The organism is Arthrobacter pascens, assembly GCF_017052465.1.
Taxonomy (GTDB): domain Bacteria; phylum Actinomycetota; class Actinomycetes; order Actinomycetales; family Micrococcaceae; genus Arthrobacter; species Arthrobacter pascens.
The window spans coordinates 61,013-81,410 of record NZ_JAFHKT010000127.1 but is presented as its reverse complement, the minus strand read 5'-3'; the positions used below and the strand labels follow the sequence as shown (position 1 = coordinate 81,410).

The 20,398-nt window shown below is 66.4% G+C and carries 16 protein-coding genes and 1 tRNA gene; 5 read left to right on the top strand and 12 right to left on the bottom strand.

All coding sequences use genetic code 11. The features are described from left to right. Window positions 1–68: 68 nt before the first annotated feature. Complete coding sequence (locus JYA52_RS08315; RefSeq protein ID WP_205652734.1) at window positions 69–2,699, top strand: trehalase-like domain-containing protein; 2,631 nt, start codon at window positions 69–71, stop codon at window positions 2,697–2,699. A 31-nt stretch (window positions 2,700–2,730) separates the two neighbouring features. Here the strand turns inward: JYA52_RS08315 and JYA52_RS08310 are convergent, their stop codons facing one another. The 4 genes from JYA52_RS08310 to JYA52_RS08295 all read right to left on the bottom strand — a co-directional run bounded on the left by JYA52_RS08310 (window position 2,731) and on the right by JYA52_RS08295 (window position 6,427). Further along, window positions 2,731–3,861, bottom strand: a complete 1,131-nt coding sequence (locus JYA52_RS08310; protein WP_205652733.1) for an FAD-dependent oxidoreductase — start codon at window positions 3,859–3,861, stop codon at window positions 2,731–2,733. A gap of 51 nt (window positions 3,862–3,912) precedes the next feature. Then, window positions 3,913–4,839, bottom strand: a complete 927-nt coding sequence (locus JYA52_RS08305; RefSeq protein ID WP_205652732.1) for an AEC family transporter — start codon at window positions 4,837–4,839, stop codon at window positions 3,913–3,915. A gap of 173 nt (window positions 4,840–5,012) precedes the next feature. After that, the gene (panD, locus tag JYA52_RS08300; protein ID WP_205652731.1) at window positions 5,013–5,441 is read right to left on the bottom strand and encodes an aspartate 1-decarboxylase; all 429 of its coding nucleotides are present in this window, start codon (window positions 5,439–5,441) and stop codon (window positions 5,013–5,015) included. Window positions 5,442–5,494: 53 nt separating this feature from the next. After that, window positions 5,495–6,427: a LysR family transcriptional regulator gene (locus tag JYA52_RS08295; RefSeq protein WP_205652730.1), complete on the bottom strand. Its 933-nt coding sequence runs from the start codon at window positions 6,425–6,427 to the stop codon at window positions 5,495–5,497. A 138-nt stretch (window positions 6,428–6,565) separates the two neighbouring features. Between JYA52_RS08295 and JYA52_RS08290 the strand changes: the two genes are divergently transcribed. Continuing rightward, entirely contained in the window at window positions 6,566–8,026 is a 1,461-nt protein-coding gene (locus JYA52_RS08290) for an amino acid permease (RefSeq protein WP_205652729.1), read from the top strand. A 358-nt stretch (window positions 8,027–8,384) separates the two neighbouring features. Continuing rightward, window positions 8,385–11,921 (top strand): bifunctional proline dehydrogenase/L-glutamate gamma-semialdehyde dehydrogenase, encoded by a 3,537-nt coding sequence (locus JYA52_RS08285; RefSeq protein WP_205652728.1) that lies wholly within the window; start codon window positions 8,385–8,387, stop codon window positions 11,919–11,921. A gap of 148 nt (window positions 11,922–12,069) precedes the next feature. Here the strand turns inward: JYA52_RS08285 and JYA52_RS08280 are convergent, their stop codons facing one another. Both JYA52_RS08280 and JYA52_RS08275 read right to left on the bottom strand, forming a co-directional pair. Continuing rightward, window positions 12,070–12,324: a hypothetical protein gene (locus JYA52_RS08280; RefSeq protein ID WP_307869339.1), complete on the bottom strand. Its 255-nt coding sequence runs from the start codon at window positions 12,322–12,324 to the stop codon at window positions 12,070–12,072. Between the two features lie 155 nt (window positions 12,325–12,479). Further along, window positions 12,480–13,334, bottom strand: coding sequence for a LysR substrate-binding domain-containing protein (locus tag JYA52_RS08275; RefSeq protein WP_205652727.1), 855 nt, complete (start codon window positions 13,332–13,334; stop codon window positions 12,480–12,482). Between the two features lie 121 nt (window positions 13,335–13,455). On the opposite strand from JYA52_RS08275, the gene JYA52_RS08270 reads away from it, so the two are divergent. Further along, complete coding sequence (locus tag JYA52_RS08270) at window positions 13,456–14,784, top strand: MFS transporter (protein WP_205652726.1); 1,329 nt, start codon at window positions 13,456–13,458, stop codon at window positions 14,782–14,784. A 3-nt stretch (window positions 14,785–14,787) separates the two neighbouring features. On the opposite strand, the gene JYA52_RS08265 is transcribed toward JYA52_RS08270, so the two are convergent. The 3 genes from JYA52_RS08265 to JYA52_RS08255 all read right to left on the bottom strand — a co-directional run bounded on the left by JYA52_RS08265 (window position 14,788) and on the right by JYA52_RS08255 (window position 16,267). Further along, window positions 14,788–15,948 (bottom strand): N(5)-(carboxyethyl)ornithine synthase, encoded by a 1,161-nt coding sequence (locus JYA52_RS08265; RefSeq protein ID WP_205652725.1) that lies wholly within the window; start codon window positions 15,946–15,948, stop codon window positions 14,788–14,790. Further along, window positions 15,945–16,091 (bottom strand): hypothetical protein, encoded by a 147-nt coding sequence (locus JYA52_RS08260; RefSeq protein ID WP_205652724.1) that lies wholly within the window; start codon window positions 16,089–16,091, stop codon window positions 15,945–15,947. Before JYA52_RS08260 ends, JYA52_RS08265 begins: the two co-directional genes overlap by 4 nt. Before the next feature lie 102 nt (window positions 16,092–16,193). Beyond that, window positions 16,194–16,267 (bottom strand) — tRNA-Gly (locus tag JYA52_RS08255). 176 nt (window positions 16,268–16,443) lie between these two features. Here JYA52_RS08255 and dcd point away from each other — a divergent pair. Then, window positions 16,444–17,019 (top strand): dCTP deaminase, encoded by a 576-nt coding sequence (dcd, locus tag JYA52_RS08250; RefSeq protein WP_205652723.1) that lies wholly within the window; start codon window positions 16,444–16,446, stop codon window positions 17,017–17,019. 9 nt (window positions 17,020–17,028) lie between these two features. Here the strand turns inward: dcd and JYA52_RS08245 are convergent, their stop codons facing one another. The 3 genes from JYA52_RS08245 to JYA52_RS08235 form a co-directional block, all read right to left on the bottom strand. Continuing rightward, window positions 17,029–18,213, bottom strand: coding sequence for a cation:proton antiporter (locus JYA52_RS08245; protein ID WP_205652722.1), 1,185 nt, complete (start codon window positions 18,211–18,213; stop codon window positions 17,029–17,031). Window positions 18,214–18,218: 5 nt separating this feature from the next. Then, window positions 18,219–18,701, bottom strand: coding sequence for a cation:proton antiporter regulatory subunit (locus JYA52_RS08240; RefSeq protein ID WP_205652721.1), 483 nt, complete (start codon window positions 18,699–18,701; stop codon window positions 18,219–18,221). 119 nt (window positions 18,702–18,820) lie between these two features. Beyond that, entirely contained in the window at window positions 18,821–20,224 is a 1,404-nt protein-coding gene (locus JYA52_RS08235) for an MFS transporter (RefSeq protein ID WP_205652720.1), read from the bottom strand. Window positions 20,225–20,398 lie beyond the last annotated feature (174 nt).

Genomic DNA, 20,398 nt, shown 5'->3' with positions numbered 1-20,398 from the left:
AAACGGCCGTGCCGGACACTGAGAGGGTCCAAGCGTCCATGTGGGGATGATCCTAAGGAATTCCGAGCATGCCAACTCCGCTCAACCAAACGGTGGCCGATTCCGCACTCCTGACAAAATCCCTGCCGCTGGGGCTGCTGAGGGCGTTCGTCCAGTCGGATGCCGCCGATGACGGTTTGACGCCCCAGCTGCTCGGCGAGCTGAAGATCCTGGCCCGCACGCCGGGGCTGCTGGTGGCCTGTAATTACGGCGGAACGCTCTGCGCGGCGGAGGGCATCTCGACCGAGACCCTGCCCCTGGGCGGTGCGGCGATTGCGCTCCGCGCGTTGGCTGCCCTGCCCAACACGCACGCCGCGGTCATCTCGGGCCGGTCGCTGCGGGACCTGGCCGCGGTGTCACGGCTCCCCGCGGAAGTCCACCTCGTCGGGTCCCACGGGGCAGAGTTCGACATGGGGTTCGCCCACGGCCTGTCCCTGGCCACCGAATCTGTCCTGCAGCAGGCCAACCAGGCCCTGCTCGAATCCATCGGCGCCTACAAGGGCATCACCATCGAGCGGAAGCCGGTGGCGGTCTCGGTACACACCCGGCCGGCTGCCCCGGAGATCGTCGCAGAGGCGGCGCAGAAGGCCGAGGAAGTGGCCACGGCCCTGGGCCTGTTCTTCATCGTGGACGGCTCGGTGCTGGACCTGTCGGTGGTGGAGCCCTCCAAGGCCGACGCGCTGGAACACCTGCGGTCCAGGCTCGGGGTGAGCGCGGCCCTGTACGCCGGTGATGCGGTGAGCGATGAGATGGCCATGGCCACGCTCCGCGGCCCGGACATGGGGCTGTGGGTCGGAGAGCTCCCGAGCCAGGCCAAACACCGGCTGCGGGATCCGGAATCGTTTGCCCGGGTACTGGCGATCCTCTTCGAGCTGCGGCGCGCGTGGCTCTTCGGTGAAGATGCGGTTGGCCTGGAGCGCCACTCCATGATCGGAAACGGCTCCTCAACAGCACTGCTCACGCCCGACGCCAAAATCTGCTGGATGAGCCACCCCCTGCCCGACTCCGGCTCGCTGTTTGCCCACCTCCTGGGCGGGGATGCCGCCGGCCACTTCTCGGTGGAGCCGGTCAAGGCGTCGCAGGTGCTGGGGCAGCGCTACGTGGACAGCACGATGATCGTGGAAACCCGGTGGGCGGACGTTACGGTGACCGACTACCTTGAACCGGCCCCCGAGGGGATCACCAGCCTGGTCCGGGTGCTGTCCGGAACCGGAGCGGCCCGGATCGTCTTCGCACCCCGGCCGGACTACGCCAACGCGCCGTTCAGCATGGAGGCACGCGGTGGTGAGCTGCACGTCGCCGGCACGTCCGATCCCATCGTCCTGCTGGCCCCGGGCGTCAGCTTCTCCATCACCTCGGACGGCCGGCATGCCACGGCCACGGCGGAGGTCAACCTGCGGCAGGGCCCCGTGGTCCTCAACCTGCGCTGCGGCGACACCGAGGTCCAGCGCCACCCGGACGGGACGGACGAGACCGCCCGCCGCTCCGCCGTCGCGCTCCATTCCCGCCGCTGGGTGCAGGAGCTGGCGCTGCCGTCCGTCAAACCGTCCCTGGTGCGGCGTTCAGCCCTTGTGCTCCGCGCCCTGGTCCATGAGCCCACCGGTGCCGTGCTCGCGGCGCCCACCACGTCGTTGCCGGAAGGGATCGGCGGAACCCGCAACTGGGATTACCGCTACTGCTGGCTGCGGGACGGCTCCATGACGGTGAATGCGCTCGTGGACCTGGGCTCGACCGAGGAGGCAGACGGCTTCCTCCGCTGGCTGGGCAGGATCCTGGCCAACGCCCCGGGCCCTGAATGGCTGCACCCGCTCTACTCGGTCACCGGCGCGCCGCTGAGCACAGAAGCGATCATTGAAAGCCTCCCCGGCTATGCGGGATCGCGGCCCGTCCGAATCGGCAACGCCGCGGACCACCAGGTCCAGCTGGACGTGTTCGGGCCCATCGCGGAGCTGATCCACGGGCTGAGCGAGGCCCGGGGCTCACTGGCTGACCCGCACTGGGACCTGATGGTGCAGATGGCGCATGCGGTGCTGGCCCGGTGGCACGAGCCGGACCACGGGATCTGGGAGGCCCGGCGTGCCCCGCGGCACCACGTCTACACGAAGGTGATGTGCTGGGTGACTCTGGACCGGGCCCTCCGCGCGGCAGCCCGCCACGGCCGGGAGCCCGAACCCTCCTGGGCCGGCACCGCCGCGACCATCCGGGATGAGGTGCTCCGCGAGGGCTGGGACGAGACCGCCGCTTCCTACACCGTGGCATATGACAGCCCGGACCTGGATGCCGCGGTCCTGCACATCGGCCTGTCCGGCCTCCTCGACGTCGGCGACCAGCGGTTCCTGGACACCGTGACGGCTGTGGAACGGGAGCTTCGCGTGGGCCCCACCGTTTTCCGCTACAGGTACGACGACGGTTTGCCGGGCCTGGAGGGCGGCTTCCACATCTGCACCACCTGGCTCATCGAGGCGTATGTGGCCGTGGGCCGCATCTCCGAGGCGTGGGACCTCTTCGACCAGCTGGTGAACCTGTTCGGGCCCACGGGGCTGCTGCCGGAGGAATACGATCCCGGCACGGAAACCCACCTGGGGAACCATCCGCAGGCCTACTCGCACCTCGGCTTCATCCGCTGCGCCCGGCTCCTGGACCAGCACCAGCGGAGCTAGGTCCGGGAAGCAGCCATCCTCCGGGTGCTTGCTAGCGGATGCCCGGGCGGGCGGCCGAGAAGATGGCCGGTGCCCTGCCTTCCCCGGTGGCGAGGTCTGCCAGCATCCTGCCGACCACCGGCGTGAACTTGAAGCCATGGCCGGCGAATCCGGCCCCGATCACCACGGGACCCAGCCGGTCCAGGACGAAGTTGTGGTCCGGCGCGGTGGTGTAGGTGCAGCTGATGTCGGCCATGGAGTCGGCGTCCACGCCGGGCAGCCAGTGCCTCGCGTAGCGTTGCAGTGCGGCGCGCTGCATCGGTTCGGGCTGGAACGACCTGTGGTCCGGGTCCACCACAGGCCCCACGCCGTGCCAGCCGGCCTTGATTCCCTCGCCCGGTGTATGCATCCCATACACGGGGGAGTACCAGCCCGCGTAGTCGTCCCCCGTCCCCGGAAAGTGGTTGAACCCGGGCCAGGCCGCGCCGGTGTCCGCAATGCCGAAATGGGCCGGCTGCTCCTGCGTGACGGTCAGCCGGGGCGTCCCTGCCATGTCCCCCAGCAGTTTGGATGTCCAGCCGCCGGCGGTGACCACCGCCTGGCGTGCGGTGAGCACCTCGGCGGCACCGCCGGCGTCCACGGTGACGCGGACGCCGTCGTCGAGGACCTGCAGGTCCACCACCTTCACGTGGTGCCGCACCTCCGCGCCGTGCCGGACGGCCAGCCGCTGGAGGGCCGGCAGCGCCAGCTCGGGGTTGAGCTGTCCTCCGTCGGGCATGTACAGCACCTGCTGGTCGAACCGGATGCCGCGCCAGCGCTCGCCGGCCTCCGCCGTCGGCAGGAACTCTGCCCGCAGGCCGGCACGGTTCAGCGCGGCATGCATGGCGCCCAGCTGCGGATCCGGGCCGTGGTTGACGACGCCGGTGCGCGCCAGCAACTGTTCGCCGCTCTCGTCTTCGAGCTCGCGCCAGAGGCGGAGCGTTTCCGCCAGCATGGCAACGTAGTCCGGCTCGGAATAGGCAAGGCTGAGGTTCCGGGTGGCGCCGTGTGACGCCCCGATGAGGTGCCCCGGCCCAAACTGCTCCAGCAGCGTCACCGGCCGGCCGCGCCGCGCCAGCGCCCACGCCGCGGCGGAGCCCATGGCGCCGCCGCCAATCACCACAGTGTCCAGGGCAGTGTTCACGATTCCTCCAAATTCAGGCCGTTTTCAGTCACTGTCATTACCGCTGCACCGTCATGCCAGCAGCACCGCCACGCCGACCAAGGCCGGCACCGCCACGACGGTGGTGATCAGCACCGTGTCTTTGGCGACGGTGAGGCCGGTCCGGTACCGGCTGGCTGCCACGAAGACGTTTTGTGCGGTGGGCAGGGCGGACGTGACCACGGCGGCGAAGAGGGCGTGGCCCTCCATGCCGAGCGCGAAGCGCGCGAAGACGTAGGCGATCGCCGGGTGGACGACGAGCTTGAACGCACTGGCCACCAGGGCATCCACTCTGCGCGCTGTGGCGGCCTGCAGCGGCCGGGACCCGTTCAGGCTCATGCCGAAGGCCATCAGCATCGCGGGAATGGCGGCTCCGCCGATCAGGTGAATGGGCTGCAGGATCAGGGGCGGGACCTGCCACCCGGTTCCGGCCACCACGAGGCCAAGGGCAGAACCCACGATCATGGGGTTCTTCAGGATCATCAGGACGAACCGGAGCGGGGTGGTGCGGTGCACGCTGGTGGTGGAGTCCAGCGCCATCAGGAACAGCGGCGTGAAGAACGCGAGCTGAAAAATCAGCAGCGGAGCCACATAGCTGGCGTCTCCCAGGACGTACACGGCGATGGGAATGCCCAGGTTTGCTGAGTTGGCCAGCGAGGCGCTCATCGATGAGACGAGGGACTCCGGCATGCTGCGTTTGAGCAGGAACCTGACGATGACGAAGAAAATGGCGGCGGTGGCCACGGCCCCCACCGCGGCGACCAGCAGCGGGGCGGCGAAAACCTCCTGGAGCCGAGCCTTGCTCAGGGTCTCGAAGAGCAGTGCCGGGCTGGCTACGAAGAAGGTCAGCCCGCTGAGGACCTGGCGGGCGTTATCGCCGAGGATGCCTCGCCGGCCAACGAACATTCCCACGAGGATGATGCACCAGACGACGAAGAAGCCCGCAAGGACGCCTAGCATTCGGCTGTCGCTGAAGGCTTGGAAGTACAAGGGGAGGCGTCCACCATCCCAGCTTAATCAGATTTATTCGCCGGAGGATTGCCTTGTGGTGGGGATCTCGTTATTCGGGCCTCCCGGTCCCGGCTCGGCCCTGGCTCCTGGCCCCGGCACGGCCTCAGGCCGCCGGCCTGGGCTCAGCTGAGGGAAGCGTTGTTCAAAGCGAACGGCGGGCGCATGAGTCCGGGGGTGAGGCCTTCCGCCGGATCGTTGCCCAGCTGGATGATCTTGTTGTTCTTGTCCACGTGGACCACTTTGGGATCGTAGGCCCTGGCTTCCTCGGTGGTCATCGCCGCGTAGGTGATCAGGATGACGACGTCGTTCTCATGAACCAGGTGCGCAGCCGGGCCGTTGATTCCGATCACGCCTGAACCGCGTTCCCCCGCGATCGTGTACGTCTCAAGGCGGGCGCCGTTGGTGACGTCCACAATGGCCACGAGTTCGCCGGGCAGGATGTCGGCAGCGTCCAGCAGGTCCAGGTCCACGGTGACGGAACCCACGTAGTGCAGGTCCGCGTGCGTGACAGTGGCGCGGTGGATTTTGGACTTAAACATTGTGCGATTCATAACGTGAACAGTCTAACGCCGGGGTCAACGTTCTGGCTGTGACCCAGGAAACACTACGACGGACCCTCCATCTCGTGGTCTTTCGAGGCTGCGATGGAGGCGGCAGTGGTTGCCAGGATCTCGCGGGCCGCGAGAATCGCCGGGCGCTTGGCGCTCGAGCGGCGCACAGAGGTGAACACTGTCCTGCGCGGCTTCTCGGGCAGTTCAATGAGCTCGGCTGTGGTGCCGCGGCCGGTCCACACGAGATCCGGCATGAGGCCCACGGCATTGCCCGACTCGATCAGCCGGATCTGCGCCTGGAGGTCAGCGGTTTCGAAGCGGACGTCGGGCTCGAACCCGGCACTCCTGCACGCCTGCTCGGCCCAATGGCGCGAAGCGGCACCGCGAGGCTCCATGACCCAGGCCATCTCCGCCGTGTCTTCGAGCGACGTGACGGGCGGATGGTCCTTTGACTCGGGCGGAACCGCCAGCCGGATGGCATCGGTGGTCAGTTTGATCCGGTCCAGCTCCGGATAGCGCGGAGCGGCATGGCCCGGATACTGCTCAGCGATGACAATGTCGAAGTCCCTGGCCCACGTTTCGTGGAGCGCAGTTTCGGGTTCCCGCTGGGTCATTTCGATCCTGACCTCGGGGTAGGTGCCGGCCATGAGCGTCAGGGTGTCCGGCATGAGTGCCAGCGCGGCGGACTGGAAAACGGCGATCCGGACGGTGCCTGAGACGGTCGTGAGGGAGGCGGCCAGGTCGGCTTCGGCCTGTTCCAGCGTCTCGAGCAGTTGGGCGGTGTGGGCCACGAGAACTTCCGCCTGGGGCGTGAGCTGCACTTTCCTTCCGGTTTTCCTCAGCAGTTCAACTCCAGCTTCCTTCTCAAGAAGGGCCAACTGCTGGGAGACTGATGACGGACTGTACTGCAGGGCTGCGGCCACCTCTGCGAGGGTGCCCCGGATCTTCAGCTCGCGGAGCAGTCTGAGGCGACGAACATCGAGCATAGACTGTTCCTTAGTTAGATCTAATGAATATTGGTTAGTATTAGTCACTTTATCTAATGCAACGTTGCTTGCATACTGATCAGTGTTACCCCCATCACAGGGCGGATGATGGGGCCGCACCTACGCAGGAGTCCCCGTATGACAACTAAAGATCCCACCCAGTCCATCCTTAGGCGCAAGCCCATTGATGACATCGAAATCGAGAACAAGCACAGCGGCCTCTTCAAGTCCCTCGGACTGTGGCAGCTCACTGCCATCGGCGTCGGCGGCATTATCGGCGTCGGTATCTTTTCGCTGGCAGGGCTCGTGGCCCACGGCAGCGAGGGCACGCCCGGCGTCGGCCCCGCGGTTCTGTTTTCCTTCCTGATTGCCGGCCTGGCCTCAGCTGCCGCGGCCCTTTCCTACGCTGAGTTCGCCGGCATGATCCCCCGCGCCGGCTCCGCGTACACCTACGGCTACGTGGCACTCGGTGAAGTGATCGGCTGGTTCATCGGCTGGGACCTCCTGCTGGAATACATTGCCATCGTGGCGGTGGTGGCCATTGGCATCTCCGGCTACTTCGATGCCTTCTTGTCCGGCATCGGCGTCCAGATGCCTGTCTGGATGACCTCGACCCCGGATGAGGGCAAGGGCGGCATCGTCAACATCCCCGCCATCCTGGTCTGCCTGCTGGTCACCTGGATCCTGTCGCGCGGAACCAAGGCCTTTGGGCGGTTTGAGCTCGTGGCGGTGGCCATCAAGGTGGTCCTCATCCTGTTCATCATCGGGCTGGGCGTCTTCTACATCAACGCCGATAACTTCAACCCGTTCATGCCCAGCGGCATTGGGCCGGTCTTCGCAGGCGCTGCCACCGTCTTCTTTGCCGTGTTCGGCTACGACGCCATGAGTACGGCGGCGGAAGAAGCAACCGACGGCAAGAAGCACATGCCCAAGGCCATCATCCTGTCCCTTATCATTGCCATGCTCCTGTATGTTGCAGCCACCCTTGTCCTGACGGGAATGCAGAACTACCAGGACATTGACCCGGCTGCCGGGTTCGCCTCGGCATTCACCGGAGTCGGCCTGCCGGTCATTGCCACCATCATCTCCGTCTTTGCCGTGCTGTCCATCCTCACCGTCATGCTCACGTTCCTCCTGGGCGTGACCCGTGTCTGGTTCTCCATGAGCCGCGACGGTCTGCTTCCGGGCTGGTTCTCCAAGACGGACCACCACGGCACGCCCCAGCGCGTCACGTGGATCGCGGGCGTCGCGTCCGCACTGCTGGCCGGCGTCTTCCCCATCAAGGCCGTTGCCGATCTCACCAACATCGGTATTCTCGCCGCCTTCGTAGTGGTCTGCTTTGCGGTCATTGTGTTCCGCTACAAGAAGCCCGACGCGCCGCGGGAGTTCCGCCTGCCGCTGATGCCCCTGGTCCCGGCCTTCGGCGTCTTGGCCTCAGCCTTCCTCATGTTCCAGCTCCACTGGGAAACGTGGGCGCGGTTCGGTGTCTGGCTTGTCATTGGCCTTGTCATCTACTTCGGCTACGGCCGCAGGCACTCCCTGATGAACCCGAACAGCCCCAGGCACGACGAGGCCGTGGAGATGCACACCCCCGTGTAGTTCCACTCTCCCCCACTTACTGCGGCCATTTCCGCAACGCTCCCTCACTTTTGGGGCGCCATATGCGAACCCTCCCTCACCCGTTGGTGAGGGAGGGTTCGTCGTTTCGCGGCGAAAGGTGAGGGAGCGTCGGGCCGGGAGGCGGCGAAAGGTGAGGGAGCGTCGGGCGGGGAGGCGGCGAAAGGTGAGGGAGCGTCGGGGGTGGCCGGCGGGGATTTTCCGGGGCCGGAACGGCTCTGGCAAATGATCGGTTTTTCTAACCTGTATCGCTCAGGAAAGGTCGCTTTATCTTACGTGAGTTGAAGCCCATACTGATGAATAAGACGCTCACTAACCACGGAAAGAACGAGAACAAGCCATGACCCACATCGCAACGGATCACCGTGTTTCTGCAGGCAAGGACGCCGCTGAGACCGGCGCCGTCGCTACCCGCCCTGCGGGTTCCCACGTCGCCGAAGCGGCGTCCCTGTCCAACGAAGCCATCGCGCTGGTGCGCCGGTGGCTGACGGAAGCGGCCAAGATTCCGGCGGACGCTTCCGCGGAACAGCTCGCCGGTGTCCTGAAGGACCCGAACGGCCTGGACTTCACGGTTGGCTTCGTGGACGGCGTGGTCCGTCCCGAGGACCTCAAAGTCGCAGCCCGGAACCTTGCGGCCCTGGCGCCGAAGGTTCCGGCCTTCCTGCCCTGGCACATGCGCAGCGCCGTCCGCCTCGGCGGCACCATGGCGCCGGTCCTCCCGAACGTCGTCATTCCGATCGCCCGCCGCGTCCTGCGCGAAATGGTGGGCCACCTCATCGTCGACGCCACCGATGCCAAGCTGGGGCCGGCCATCGCCAAAATCCGCAAGGACGGCATCAAGCTGAACGTCAACCTCCTCGGTGAGGCAGTCCTGGGCGAGCACGAGGCATCCCGCCGGCTCGAAGGCACGCACACCCTGCTGGCCCGGCCCGACGTGGACTATGTGTCCATCAAGGTGTCCTCCACCGTGGCCCCGCACTCGGCCTGGGGATTCGACGAGGCCGTGGAGCACGTCGTTGAGCGGCTCACCCCGCTGTTCGCACGCGCCGCCTCCTACGCCGGCGCCGCGCAGAAGGCGAAGTTCATCAACCTGGACATGGAGGAATACAAGGACCTGGATATGACCATTGCGGTCTTCACCAGAATCCTGGACAAGCCCGAGTTCAAGAACCTCGAGGCCGGCATCGTACTGCAGGCCTACCTCCCGGACGCGCTGTCCGCCATGATCCGCCTGCAGGACTGGGCGGCTGCCCGCCGCGCCGATGGCGGCGCCGCCATCAAGGTCCGCGTCGTCAAGGGCGCCAACCTGCCCATGGAACAGGTCGAATCCTCCCTCCACGACTGGCCGCTGGCCACCTGCGGCAGCAAGCAGGAATCGGACACCAACTACAAGCGCGTGATCAACTATGCGCTGCACCCGGACCGCATCAGGAACATCCGGATCGGCGTGGCCGGCCACAACCTCTTCGACATCGCCTTCTCGTGGCTGCTCGCCAAGCAGCGCGGCGTGGAATCCGGCATCGAGTTCGAAATGCTGCTCGGGATGGCCCAGGGCCAGGCCGAAGCCGTGAAGAAGGACGTCGGTTCCCTGCTCCTCTACACACCGGTGGTGCACCCGGCTGAGTTCGACGTCGCCATCGCCTACCTGATCCGCCGCCTCGAAGAGGGCGCCAGCCAGGAAAACTTCATGTCCGCCGTCTTCGAGCTCAGCGAAAACGAAGCCCTGTTCGAGCGCGAGAAGCAGCGCTTCCTCGCCTCGCTGGCAGAACTCGACGACGAGGTCCCGCCGCCGAGCCGCCAGCAGAACCGCAACCTCCCGGCCGTGCCCATGCCGCGCGACCACTTCGAAAACACCCCGGACACCGATCCGTCGCTGCCCGCCAACCGTGACTGGGGCCGGGCCATCCTGGACCGCGTTCCGTCCTCGACGCTGGGCAATGCCTCCGTCGAAGCCGCAACCATCACGGACGCGGACACTCTCAACACCGTGATCGAAACCGCCGTCGAAAAGGGCAAGGCCTGGGGCGCGCTGTCCGGCGCCGAGCGTGCGGAGATCCTGCACCGCGCCGGCGACCTGCTGGAAGCCCGCCGCGCCGACCTGCTCGAGGTCATGGCCAGTGAAACGGGCAAGACCCTCGACCAGGGCGACCCCGAGGTCAGCGAGGCCGTTGACTTCGCGCATTACTACGCCGAGTCCGCCCGCAAACTGGACGACGTCGACGGCGCCACCTTCGTGCCGGCCAAGCTCACCCTGGTGACCCCGCCGTGGAACTTCCCGGTGGCCATTCCCGCCGGTTCGGTGCTGGCGGCGCTTGCCGCCGGTTCCGCCGTCGTGATCAAGCCCGCCAAGCAGGCCCGCCGCAGCGGCGCCGTGATGATCGAGGCGCTGTGGGAGGCCGGGATTCCCCGCGACGTGCTGACCATGGTGCAGCTGGGCGAGCGTGAGCTCGGCAAGCAGCTGATCTCGCACCCGGCCGTGGACCGCGTGATCCTTACGGGCGGCTACGAGACGGCAGAGCTGTTCCGCTCCTTCCGCAAGGACCTGCCGCTCCTGGCGGAAACCAGCGGCAAGAACGCCATCATCGTCACCCCCAGCGCGGACCTCGACCTCGCGGCCAAGGACGTGGCGTACTCCGCCTTCGGCCACGCCGGACAGAAGTGCTCCGCGGCCTCACTGGTGATCCTGGTGGGCTCCGTGGCGAAGTCGAAGCGGTTCCACAACCAGCTGATCGACGCCGTGACCTCGCTGAAGGTGGGCTACCCGGAGGACCCGACGAGCCAGATGGGCCCCATCATCGAGCCCGCCAACGGCAAGCTCCTCAACGCGCTCACCACCCTGGGTGACGGCGAGAACTGGGCCGTGGAACCCCGCAAGCTGGACAGCACCGGCCGGCTGTGGAGCCCGGGCATGCGCTACGGCGTCAAGCGCGGATCCTACTTCCACCTGACCGAATTCTTCGGCCCGGTGCTGGGCGTCATGACCGCCGAAACCCTGGAGGAGGCCATCGCCATCCAGAACGAAGTGGACTACGGCCTCACCGCGGGCCTGCACTCCCTCGACACCGAGGAGCTCGGCCTGTGGCTCGACACCATCCAGGCCGGCAACCTGTACGTGAACCGCGGCATCACCGGGGCCATCGTGCAGCGCCAGCCCTTCGGCGGCTGGAAGAAGTCGGCCGTTGGCGCCGGCACGAAGGCCGGCGGACCCAACTACCTTGTCGGCCTGGGTGCGTGGACCAGCAGGGAGAACTCGCAGGGCGCAACTGCCCGGATCACCCACCCCGGCGTTCGCCGCCTCGTCGACGCCGTGCAGGGCGAGCTTGACCCGGCAGCGCTGGGGTCGCTGGAGCGTGCACTCGGTTCCGACGCCCTCGCCTGGGCTGACGAATTTGGCACGGCCAAGGATGTCTCCGCACTGAGCGCCGAGCGCAACATCTTCCGGTACCGGACGCTTCCGGTCACCGTCCGGCTGTCCGACGGCGAGCCCCTCCGTGCGCTCGTCCGCACGGTGGCTGCCGGCGTCCTTGCCGGTTCGCCGCTGACCGTCTCCTCCGGCGTCGCACTTCCGGCACAGCTCCGCGCGGTGCTGACCGGACTGGACATCCCGGTGACGGTAGAAGACGACGCCGCATGGCTGGCTTCTGCCGGCAGGCTTGCCTCCGCCGGCAAGCTGTCCGGGGCGCGCATCCGCCTGATCGGCGGGTCCGCCACCGCCCTGGCCGAGGCAACCGGCGGCCGTCCGGATATTGCCATCTACCCGCACGAGGTGACGGAGGCCGGCCGCGTTGAGCTGCTGCCCTTCCTGCACGAGCAGGCCGTCAGCATCACGGCGCACCGGTTCGGTACGCCGAACCACCTGTCCGATTCGCTGATCTAGCAGCTGCCGGCCGCGGGTCCTTTGGTCCGCGGCCGGCGCAGCAGCAAGCCACACAAGAAACTGGCGGGCACCATCCGGTGCCCGCCAGTTTTTGCGATATTGGTGATGAGACCCTGTTGTGAGACCTGGCCTGTTGATTTGCCCGGGCCTAGCCCAGGTACCAGCCCGGGGGTGCCCAGGACGAGGGGACGCTGTGGGCGGAAAATTCCTCGCACCGCGTGCAGGTGTAGGCGGCTTCGCCCAGTGTTCTGACGGTGCCGTCCTGGCGATACTTGGGGGGAACGAAAGACTCAAGGTAGATGAACTCGTCTGTTCCGCACTTGTCGCAGTTCGGCTTGGCGACGTACTCGGTGTCCACTGTCATGGAGTGGCGGGGGAAATGGCGGTTTGCGGCTGTGGTCACGGCGTGCCTATCCCGAATATGGCCCGCGTCGTTGCAGGATATATTCGTCATCGAATGACTGTTCTCAGCCGCTGCATGACCTCCAACAGTCACAGCATAAGCGAGCTGCGAACCGTTATCAATGATTTTCTGCCCGTACCCGGTTACGGCAGGGTTCAAACCTGCTTCTTGAGCGTCCGTCCCATGATGGTCTGGGTGAGTGCATCGATGACCTCGGCGTTGGCAAGCGGGTTCCGGATCAGGGTGAAATCCACGTCGCCCACGGGCGGCAGTTCAAAGCGGCGCGTGATGACTTTCAGGTCCTCGGGCACCAGCGAGGACGGCATGACGGCGACGCCGATTCCCGCGCGTACGGCCGCGAGCACGCCGCTGATCTGCTTGGTTGTACAGGTGATGCGCCAGGTCCGGCCGGCGGATTCCAGGGCGTCGATGGCGAGCTTGCGGCTCAGGCTCGGCGAGGGGTACGCGATCAGCGGGACGGGGGAGCCCGGTTCCAGCGTGGTCTGCTCCAGGCCCACCCACGAAAAGGAGTCATGCTGGACCACGGTGCCGTCCTTCGCTCCTGCCACCCACTTCACGAACACGAGGTCCAGCTGCCCGGAGTTGAGCCGTTTGTACAGCTGGTCGCTTTGGCCAACGGTGAGCTCCAGGTTGATCTGCGGGTAGACCTGCCGGAACTCCCTGAGGATGCGGGGCAGTCCGGTGATGGCAAGGTCGTCGGCGGTACCGAACCGCAGGCGTCCCCGCATCGCTGAGCCCGAGAAGTAGCGCGCAGCGGCGTCATGGGCCGAGAGGATGTTCCGGGCGAATCCGGCCATGGCGTCCCCGTTGTCCGTCAGCCGGACGTCACGGGTGTCGCGGGAGATCAGCACCCGCTTCGCCGCCGTCTCCAGTTTGCGCACGTGCTGGCTGACCGTGGGCTGGGCGAGACCCAGACGGTCCGCGGCCTTGGTGAAGCTGAGCGTTTCCGCAACGGCCAGGAACGACCGGAGCTGGGCCGGTTCGAACATGCGCACTCCCTTGTCATTGCATTCCGCAATGGTAGTTATAGAAGCAATAGTCTTCCATAATCGCGGGCGCCAACCATAGCGTTGAAGGCATCCCGCCAGCCCGATCTCCTGAGGACTTTCCGTGACACCGCCACCGCCGTCAACGGCCCCCGCCACCCTGCCCGTCGCCGTCATCAGTGAACGCCTCCCGTGGCGCCACACGTTCATCTCCCTGCGCGTACCCAACTTCCGGATCTTCGCGGTGGGGCACTTCGTGGCCGTCGTCGCGATCTGGATGCAGCGGATTGCGCAGGACTGGCTGGTGCTCCAGCTCTCCGGCTCCGTCACCGCCGTCGGCATCACAGTGGCGCTGCAGTTCCTGCCGGCCCTGGTGCTGGGGCCGTGGGGCGGGATGGTGGCCGACCGCTTCGCGAAGCGCAGGATCCTCATCCTGTGCCAGTCCGTCGCGGCTCTCCTGGCCGCCGCCCTCGCCGTCCTCGCGCTCAGCGGAGCCATCGAGGTCTGGCACGTGTATGCCATCGCGTTCGTGCTGGGCCTGGTGACGGTGCTGGACCAGCCGGCGCGGCAGGTGTTTGTCCACGAGCTCGTGGGGCCGCAGTACCTGCGCAACGCCATCAGCGTGAACTCCACAACGTTCCAGCTGGGCGGGCTGATCGGTCCCGCCCTGGCGGGGGCGCTGCTCACCGCAGTCGGGGCGGGCTGGGCTTTCGCGGGCAACGCCGCGGCCTGCTGCTCCACGGTGGCCATGCTGCTGCTCCTGCGCAAGGACGAGCTGTATGTCAGCACGCCGGCCCCTAAACGCAAGGGCATGCTCCGGGAAGGGCTGCGGTACGCCCTCAGCAAACCCACCATCTACTGGCCGTGGCTGATGGCCGGGTTCATCGCCGTATTCGCCATGAGCCTGCCGGTGGTGCTCGCCGCCTTTGCCGACCGGGTCTACGGCATCGGCGCCGGCGGCTACGGCATGCTGAACGCGCTGGTCGCGTTGGGAGCGCTGGCGGGCGCCGTGGCCTCCACGCGGCGGCGCCGGCTCCGGCTGCGGTCGGTGATCCTCGGCGCCGGAATGTACGGCCTCATGCTGTGCCTGTCCGCCTTCGCACCGTCCGTCGTGTGGTTCGGCGCGGCCATGGTGCTCTCCGGCTTCTGGTGCCTGATGTTCCTCACGGCGTCCAATCAGCTCGTCCAGATCAGCTCCAACATGGGGATCCGCGGCCGGGTGATGAGCCTGTACATCATGGTGCTGATCGGCGGCCAGGCCATCGGCGGGCCCATGATTGGAAGCATCGCCGAACACCTCGACCCGCATGCAGCACTGCTGGTGGCGGGCGGGGTGCCGGCGCTCGCGGCGGCGACAGTCGCCGTCGTGCTGGCCCGCAAAGGTGAGCTGCAGCTCAGGGTGGACTTCCGGGACCGGCGGCGCCTGCTGCGGGTGGTGCAGCGGGCAGCGTAAGGGCTAGCTTCCCGCGAACGCGTGCGGGTGCTCTGCCTCGCGCCCCTGGAACTCGAGAACGCTCTGGTTAAGGACCACGCCGTCGCGGATTTCAATAGCACGGCTGATGGTCTCGTTCCCCAACCATGCTTCCGGTCCGGACATCACGGTTTCCAGGAACGGCAGGAGCGCCTCGCTGATTTCCCAGCTGGAGGAGTTCCACAGGTAGGACGGGCTGTGGTCCACGGCGTAGTACGAGATGCGGTCACCCACAGTGAACATGGGCTCGGCGAACGTGGTGCTCTTGGCCCAGCTGAAACCCATGCCTTCGTCGCAGGAGACGTCCACAATCAGGCTGCCCGGCTTGAACGCGGCCAGGTCGTCCTCCTGCAGGTAGGTCAGCGGGTTGTTGGGGTCCTGGAGGGTGCAGTTGACCACGATGTCGCTCTCGGCCAGGAACGGCGCCAGCGGGACGCGGCCGCGCTCAGTGATTACCTGGCTGAGGAAAGGCGCCTGGGCGTCGTGGTCGAACTGAGTGATCCGCACCGAGTGGATGGGGGACCCGACGGCGGCGACCCCACGGTTGGTGAGGACCTGGACGTCGTGGATGCCGTGCGCGTTCAGTGCCGTGACAGCTCCGCGGGCCGTGGCGCCGAAGCCGATCACGACTGCGCTGAGACGGCGCCCGTAGTCGCCCGTGCAGCCGGTGAGGGCAAGTGCGTGAATGACGGAGGAGTATCCGGCCATTTCGTTGTTCTTGTGGAACACATGCAAGCCGAAACCGCCGTCGCTGGCCCAATGGTTCATGGCCTCGAAGGCGATGAGCGTGAGCTTCTTGTCGATGGCCAGTTGGGTGATGGCACGGTCCTGGACGCAGTGCGGCCAGCCCCACAGTGTCTGGCCGTCGCGGAGTTCGGCGAGGTCCTGCGGCTGCGGCTTCGGCAGGAGGACGACATCGGCCTCGGCCACCAGCTGGTCGCGGCTGGCCATGCGGCCCACCAGCGGAGCGAGCTGGGCATCGGAATAGCCGAAGCGTTCTCCATAGCCATGTTCAAGGATCATTCGGTGGCGCAGCTCGGGTGCGATCCGCTCAAGGTGACGGGGATGCAGGGCCAGGCGGCGTTCGTCGGGTTTTCGTGAGGAGGAAACAACCCCCAAGGTGAGATGGTTCGGCGGGCGGGTCACTTCTTCTTTGCCGGCATCGGTTTCGCGCTCGTCTTGTCCAGTGAGCTGGCCGGCGCCGCGGCGGCCTTTTTGTCAGCGCGCTTTTCCTTGATGGATTTGCCGGATTTCTTGGATGCTGCTTGACGGGGGGACTTGTCAGCCATGTTTGCTCCTGTAGCGGAACCGAAGAGGTTCCTGACTTCCGACGATACAGGTAGCGACCTAATGCGCTCTTGCGGGCGGGGATGACAGCACGGACGGCAATCTGGAGCGGCTGACGGGAATCGAACCCGCGTATCGAGCTTGGGAAGCTAGCGCTCTACCATTGAGCTACAGCCGCATGCACCGGATTCCGCCGGGGCAGAACTAGCTTAGCGCAGTTGCCGGGCCGGGCCGCCCACCGGCTCCGCGTGTCCCGAGCCAGGGCAGCGCCGTTTGCTCAAGAATCCCCGCCCGCGGGCGTTCCGGCTGCAGCCAAGGGGCTCCCGGCGGTGGGTTGATGCTATTTTTGAAGGTGTGCTGATCTCTGACCGCGACATTCGTGCCGAAATTGATTCCGAACGGATCGTCCTGGACCCGTACGACTCCGCGATGGTGCAGCCTTCCTCGGTTGATGTCCGGATCGACCGCTTTTTCCGGTTGTTCGACAACCACAAGTACGCGCATATCGACCCTGCCGAGGAACAGCCCGAATTGACCCGCCTCGTGGAGGTGGAGGAGGGCGAGCCGTTCATCCTGCACCCGGGCGAGTTCGTTCTGGGTTCCACCTACGAGACCGTCAGCCTTCCGGACGACATCGCGGCCCGCCTTGAGGGCAAGTCCTCCCTGGGCCGGCTCGGCCTGCTGACACACTCCACTGCGGGCTTCATCGACCCCGGTTTCTCCGGCCACGTGACGCTGGAACTGTCCAACATGGCCACGCTGCCCATCAAGCTGTGGCCGGGCATGAAGATCGGCCAGCTCTGCTTCTTCCGGCTGACCTCTGCCGCCGAGTACCCCTACGGTTCCGGCGAGTACGGCAACCGCTACCAGGGCCAGCGCGGACCTACCGCAAGCCGCAGCCACCTGAACTTCCACCGCACGGACATTTAGCCAGCTCTGTCAGGCCCGCACCGCTTCGGGGGTGGCGGGGCGGGAGAACTTCTTGAGCACAGGCTCCACATAACGGGCACCGAGCGGGCCCAGGATCGCCATGATCAGGACATAGGCCGTAGCCAGCGCGGCCAGTTCGCCGGACACTGCTCCGGAGGCCACGGCCAGCCCCGCGATGACGATCGAGAATTCGCCGCGGGCAATGAGGGCAGCTCCTGCGCGGAAGCGGCCGGGCCGCGCAATGCCTGCCCGCCACGCCGCCCATACCCCGGTGACCACCTTCGTGGCGGTGGTGACCACGGCAAGGACGAGCGCCCAGCCCAGCACCGGTGGGATGGAAGTGGGGTCCGTGTTCAGGCCGAAGGCCACGAAGAAGATGGCCGCGAACAGGTCGCGCAGCGGCTCCAGGATCCGCGTCGCGCTGTCGGCCGTGGCCCCGGAAATGGCAATGCCGAGCATGAACGCACCCACAGCGGCCGACACCTGCAGCGCAGCCGCCAGGCCTGCCACGAGGAGCGCGGCACCGAGCAGGTTGAGCAGGAAGACCTCGGAATTTTCGCTGTGCACCGCCTTGGAGACGTGATGGCCGTGCCGGAGTGCCACCGCCAGCACCACGGTGACCACGGCCAATGAAATGGCGACGGTCAGCATGCCCTCGAGGAAGCTGATCCCTGCGAGCGTCGCTGTGAGGATCGGCAGGTATATGGCCATGGTCAGGTCCTCGAACACCAGGATGGAGAGGACCACAGGCGTTTCCCTGTTGCCGATGCGGCCAAGGTCGGTGATGACCTTGGCCGCAATGCCGGAGGAAGAGATGTAGGTGACGCCGCCCATCACCATGGCGCCCACGCCGCCCCACCCCAGCATCAGGGCGAGGGCCGCCCCGGGCAGGAAATTCAGGACAAGGTCCAACACGCCGCCCTGCCAGGAGCGGCGCATTCCGGTGACCAGTTCCGGCGCGGAATATTCCAGACCGAGCATTAACAGCAGCAGGATCACACCGATCTCACCGGACAGATGCGCAAAGCTCTGGATGCCTTCGAGCTTCATCAGGCCGCCGGCACCGAAGAACAGGCCTCCCACCAGATATAACGGGATGGGCGACATGCCGATCCGCCCGGCGAGCCGGGCCAGGAGGCCTAAGCAGAACACGACGGCCCCCAGTTCGATGAGGGTCAGTGCCAGCTCATCCATCGCGGTCAGCCGTTGCGCAGGATATCGGCCGCTGTATCAAGGCCTTCCTGTGTGCCGACAGCGACCAGCAGGTCGCCCGTGTGAAGAACGACGTCGGGTCCCGGCGAAGGGACCACCTCACCTTCACGCATGATCGCCACAATCGAGACACCGCACCGGGTGCGGATGCACGCCTTGCCCATGGGCTGGTTTTGGAACGGCGAGTCCGCAGTGATCGAGAACTGCCTCGTGACGATCCCGGGCACCTCTTTATGTGCCTCCGTCAGCTTCATGGCCAGATGCTGGCCGCCGAGCAGGTTGCCCAGCGTGGCGGCTTCATCACCGGTCAGTGGAATGGAGGCCTGGCAGGTGTCGGGATCGTCCCACGTGGAGACGAACAGTTCCGTCTGGCCCTCGCGCAGCTCCACCACGCCGATCCTCCGTCCGGAGGCTGTCATGAAGTCCTTGCGCCTGCCAAGGCCGGGGAGGTCTGTCTCTTCCACGTTCATACCATCAGCCTAATCCGCGAACGGACACTTAAGGCCCCGTTTGCGCTGCGAAAAGGGGCCTCAAGTGTCCGTTCGCGCCAAGGGGTGGGGCGGGGCGGGGGCTTAAGTGTCCGTTCGCGCTAGGAGGCGGGGACGACGGCGATCCTGGCTTCGCTCGGCGGCTTCACCGGGAGGAGGACCAGCAGCCCGGCGAGGAGCACCACCATGATCCCCAGGATGCCCCAGCGCTGGGCCTCCCCTTCCGCGACGAGGGGCGTGGCTACGGCGATGCAGATCGTAAACAGCGTGGGGGCCAGGAAGCTGACGGCCCGGCCGGTGGTTGCGTACAGTCCGAAGAGCTCGCCGGATTCGCCCTGCGGAGCCAGCCGGGCCAGGTAGGCGCGGGAAGACGACTGGGCCGGCCCGACGAACAGGCACAGGAACAGCCCGAACACCCAGAACGTGGTGCTCCCCGCCCAGGCCGTGCCGAAGAAGACGTAGCTGCCGTTGCCGAGCACCAGGATCGCGGTCCCGGCGACCAGCAGCCCCACCAGGGACCCGAGGATCACGGTCTTGGGGCCCACCCTGTCGTCCAGGAATCCGCCGAGGATCGCCCCCGCCGCCGCCACGATGTTGCCGAAGATGGCGAAGAAGATCACCTGCGACAGTTCGAAGCCGAAGGTGCCGGCCGCGATGATCCCGCCGAACGTGAACACCGCAGCGAGCCCGTCCCGGAAGATGGCGCTGGCCAGCAGGAAGAAGATGGTGTGCGGGCTGGTCCGGTAGATCGCCTTGATCCGGCGCACCAGCAGGCCATAGGACGCAATGATGCCGAGCCGGGCACTGCGCTGGGGCCTGGGCAGTTCCGGCACCGCGAACATCACCGGCAGCGCGAAGATAATGAACCACAGGGCGGAGAACACTGCCACGAGCCGGATGTTGAGGCTGTCCTGCGTCGAGGCGCCGAACCACTCGAAACGGGGCTGGACGAAGAGCTGGAGAACGATCAGCAGCGCCACGATTCCGCCGAGGTATCCCATGCCCCAGCCAAAACCGCTGACCTTGCCGATGTTCCCGGGCGTGGAAATTTGCGCCAGCATGGCGTTGTAATTGACGCCGGCGAATTCGAAGAAGATGTTGGCCAGCGCAATCAGCGAAACCCCCAGCAGCAGAAACTCCGGGCGGGGAAACACGAAAAAGCACAGCGCGGTCAGCAGCGCGACCAGGGCCGTATTGACTCCCAGCCACAGCTTCCGCCGGCCGCCGGTGTCGGAGCGCTGGCCTGTAACCGGAGCCAGCAGGGCAATTGCCGCCCCGGCGATGGCCAGCGCCCCGCCGAGCACGGCCGACGCCTGGTCTTCGCTGCCGAACGCCCGGGACGTCAGGTAGACCGTGAAAACGAAGGTGGTCATGACGGCGTTGAACGCCGCGGACCCCCAGTCCCACGCCGCCCATGCCAGGACGCGCCGTTTGTTGGAGACCGTGTTGCCGGCTTCAAGGTCGGATGACGGCTGCATGGCCTCGGGAGCCGTGGCGGAGTTCATAACGCCGATGCTATCCGCCCGCGGCGAACACGCGACGGAAGGGCCCCCGGGGAACCGCGGAATCCTACGCCACCTGCAGGCCCGGAGGGAAAAGTGTCGGTGCCCCCTTGATAAACTGTCCAGACCGAACCCGACTCTTAGCCGCCTGCTCCAACTTTGATAATCGAATTCCTG

Excerpts from the sequence above, each read along its gene's own strand:
- JYA52_RS08315 (WP_205652734.1), top strand. The coding sequence starts at position 69 with ATGCCAACTCCGCTCAACCAAACGGTGGCCGATTCCGCACTCCTGACA.
- JYA52_RS08305 (WP_205652732.1), bottom strand. The coding sequence starts at position 4,839 with ATGCTAGGCGTCCTTGCGGGCTTCTTCGTCGTCTGGTGCATCATCCTC.
- panD (WP_205652731.1), bottom strand. The coding sequence starts at position 5,441 with ATGAATCGCACAATGTTTAAGTCCAAAATCCACCGCGCCACTGTCACG.
- JYA52_RS08295 (WP_205652730.1), bottom strand. The coding sequence starts at position 6,427 with ATGCTCGATGTTCGTCGCCTCAGACTGCTCCGCGAGCTGAAGATCCGG.
- JYA52_RS08290 (WP_205652729.1), top strand. The coding sequence starts at position 6,566 with ATGACAACTAAAGATCCCACCCAGTCCATCCTTAGGCGCAAGCCCATT.
- JYA52_RS08285 (WP_205652728.1), top strand. The coding sequence starts at position 8,385 with ATGACCCACATCGCAACGGATCACCGTGTTTCTGCAGGCAAGGACGCC.
- JYA52_RS08275 (WP_205652727.1), bottom strand. The coding sequence starts at position 13,334 with ATGTTCGAACCGGCCCAGCTCCGGTCGTTCCTGGCCGTTGCGGAAACG.
- JYA52_RS08260 (WP_205652724.1), bottom strand. The coding sequence starts at position 16,091 with ATGGCTGACAAGTCCCCCCGTCAAGCAGCATCCAAGAAATCCGGCAAA.
- JYA52_RS08245 (WP_205652722.1), bottom strand. The coding sequence starts at position 18,213 with ATGGATGAGCTGGCACTGACCCTCATCGAACTGGGGGCCGTCGTGTTC.
- JYA52_RS08240 (WP_205652721.1), bottom strand. The coding sequence starts at position 18,701 with ATGAACGTGGAAGAGACAGACCTCCCCGGCCTTGGCAGGCGCAAGGAC.
- JYA52_RS08235 (WP_205652720.1), bottom strand. The coding sequence starts at position 20,224 with ATGAACTCCGCCACGGCTCCCGAGGCCATGCAGCCGTCATCCGACCTT.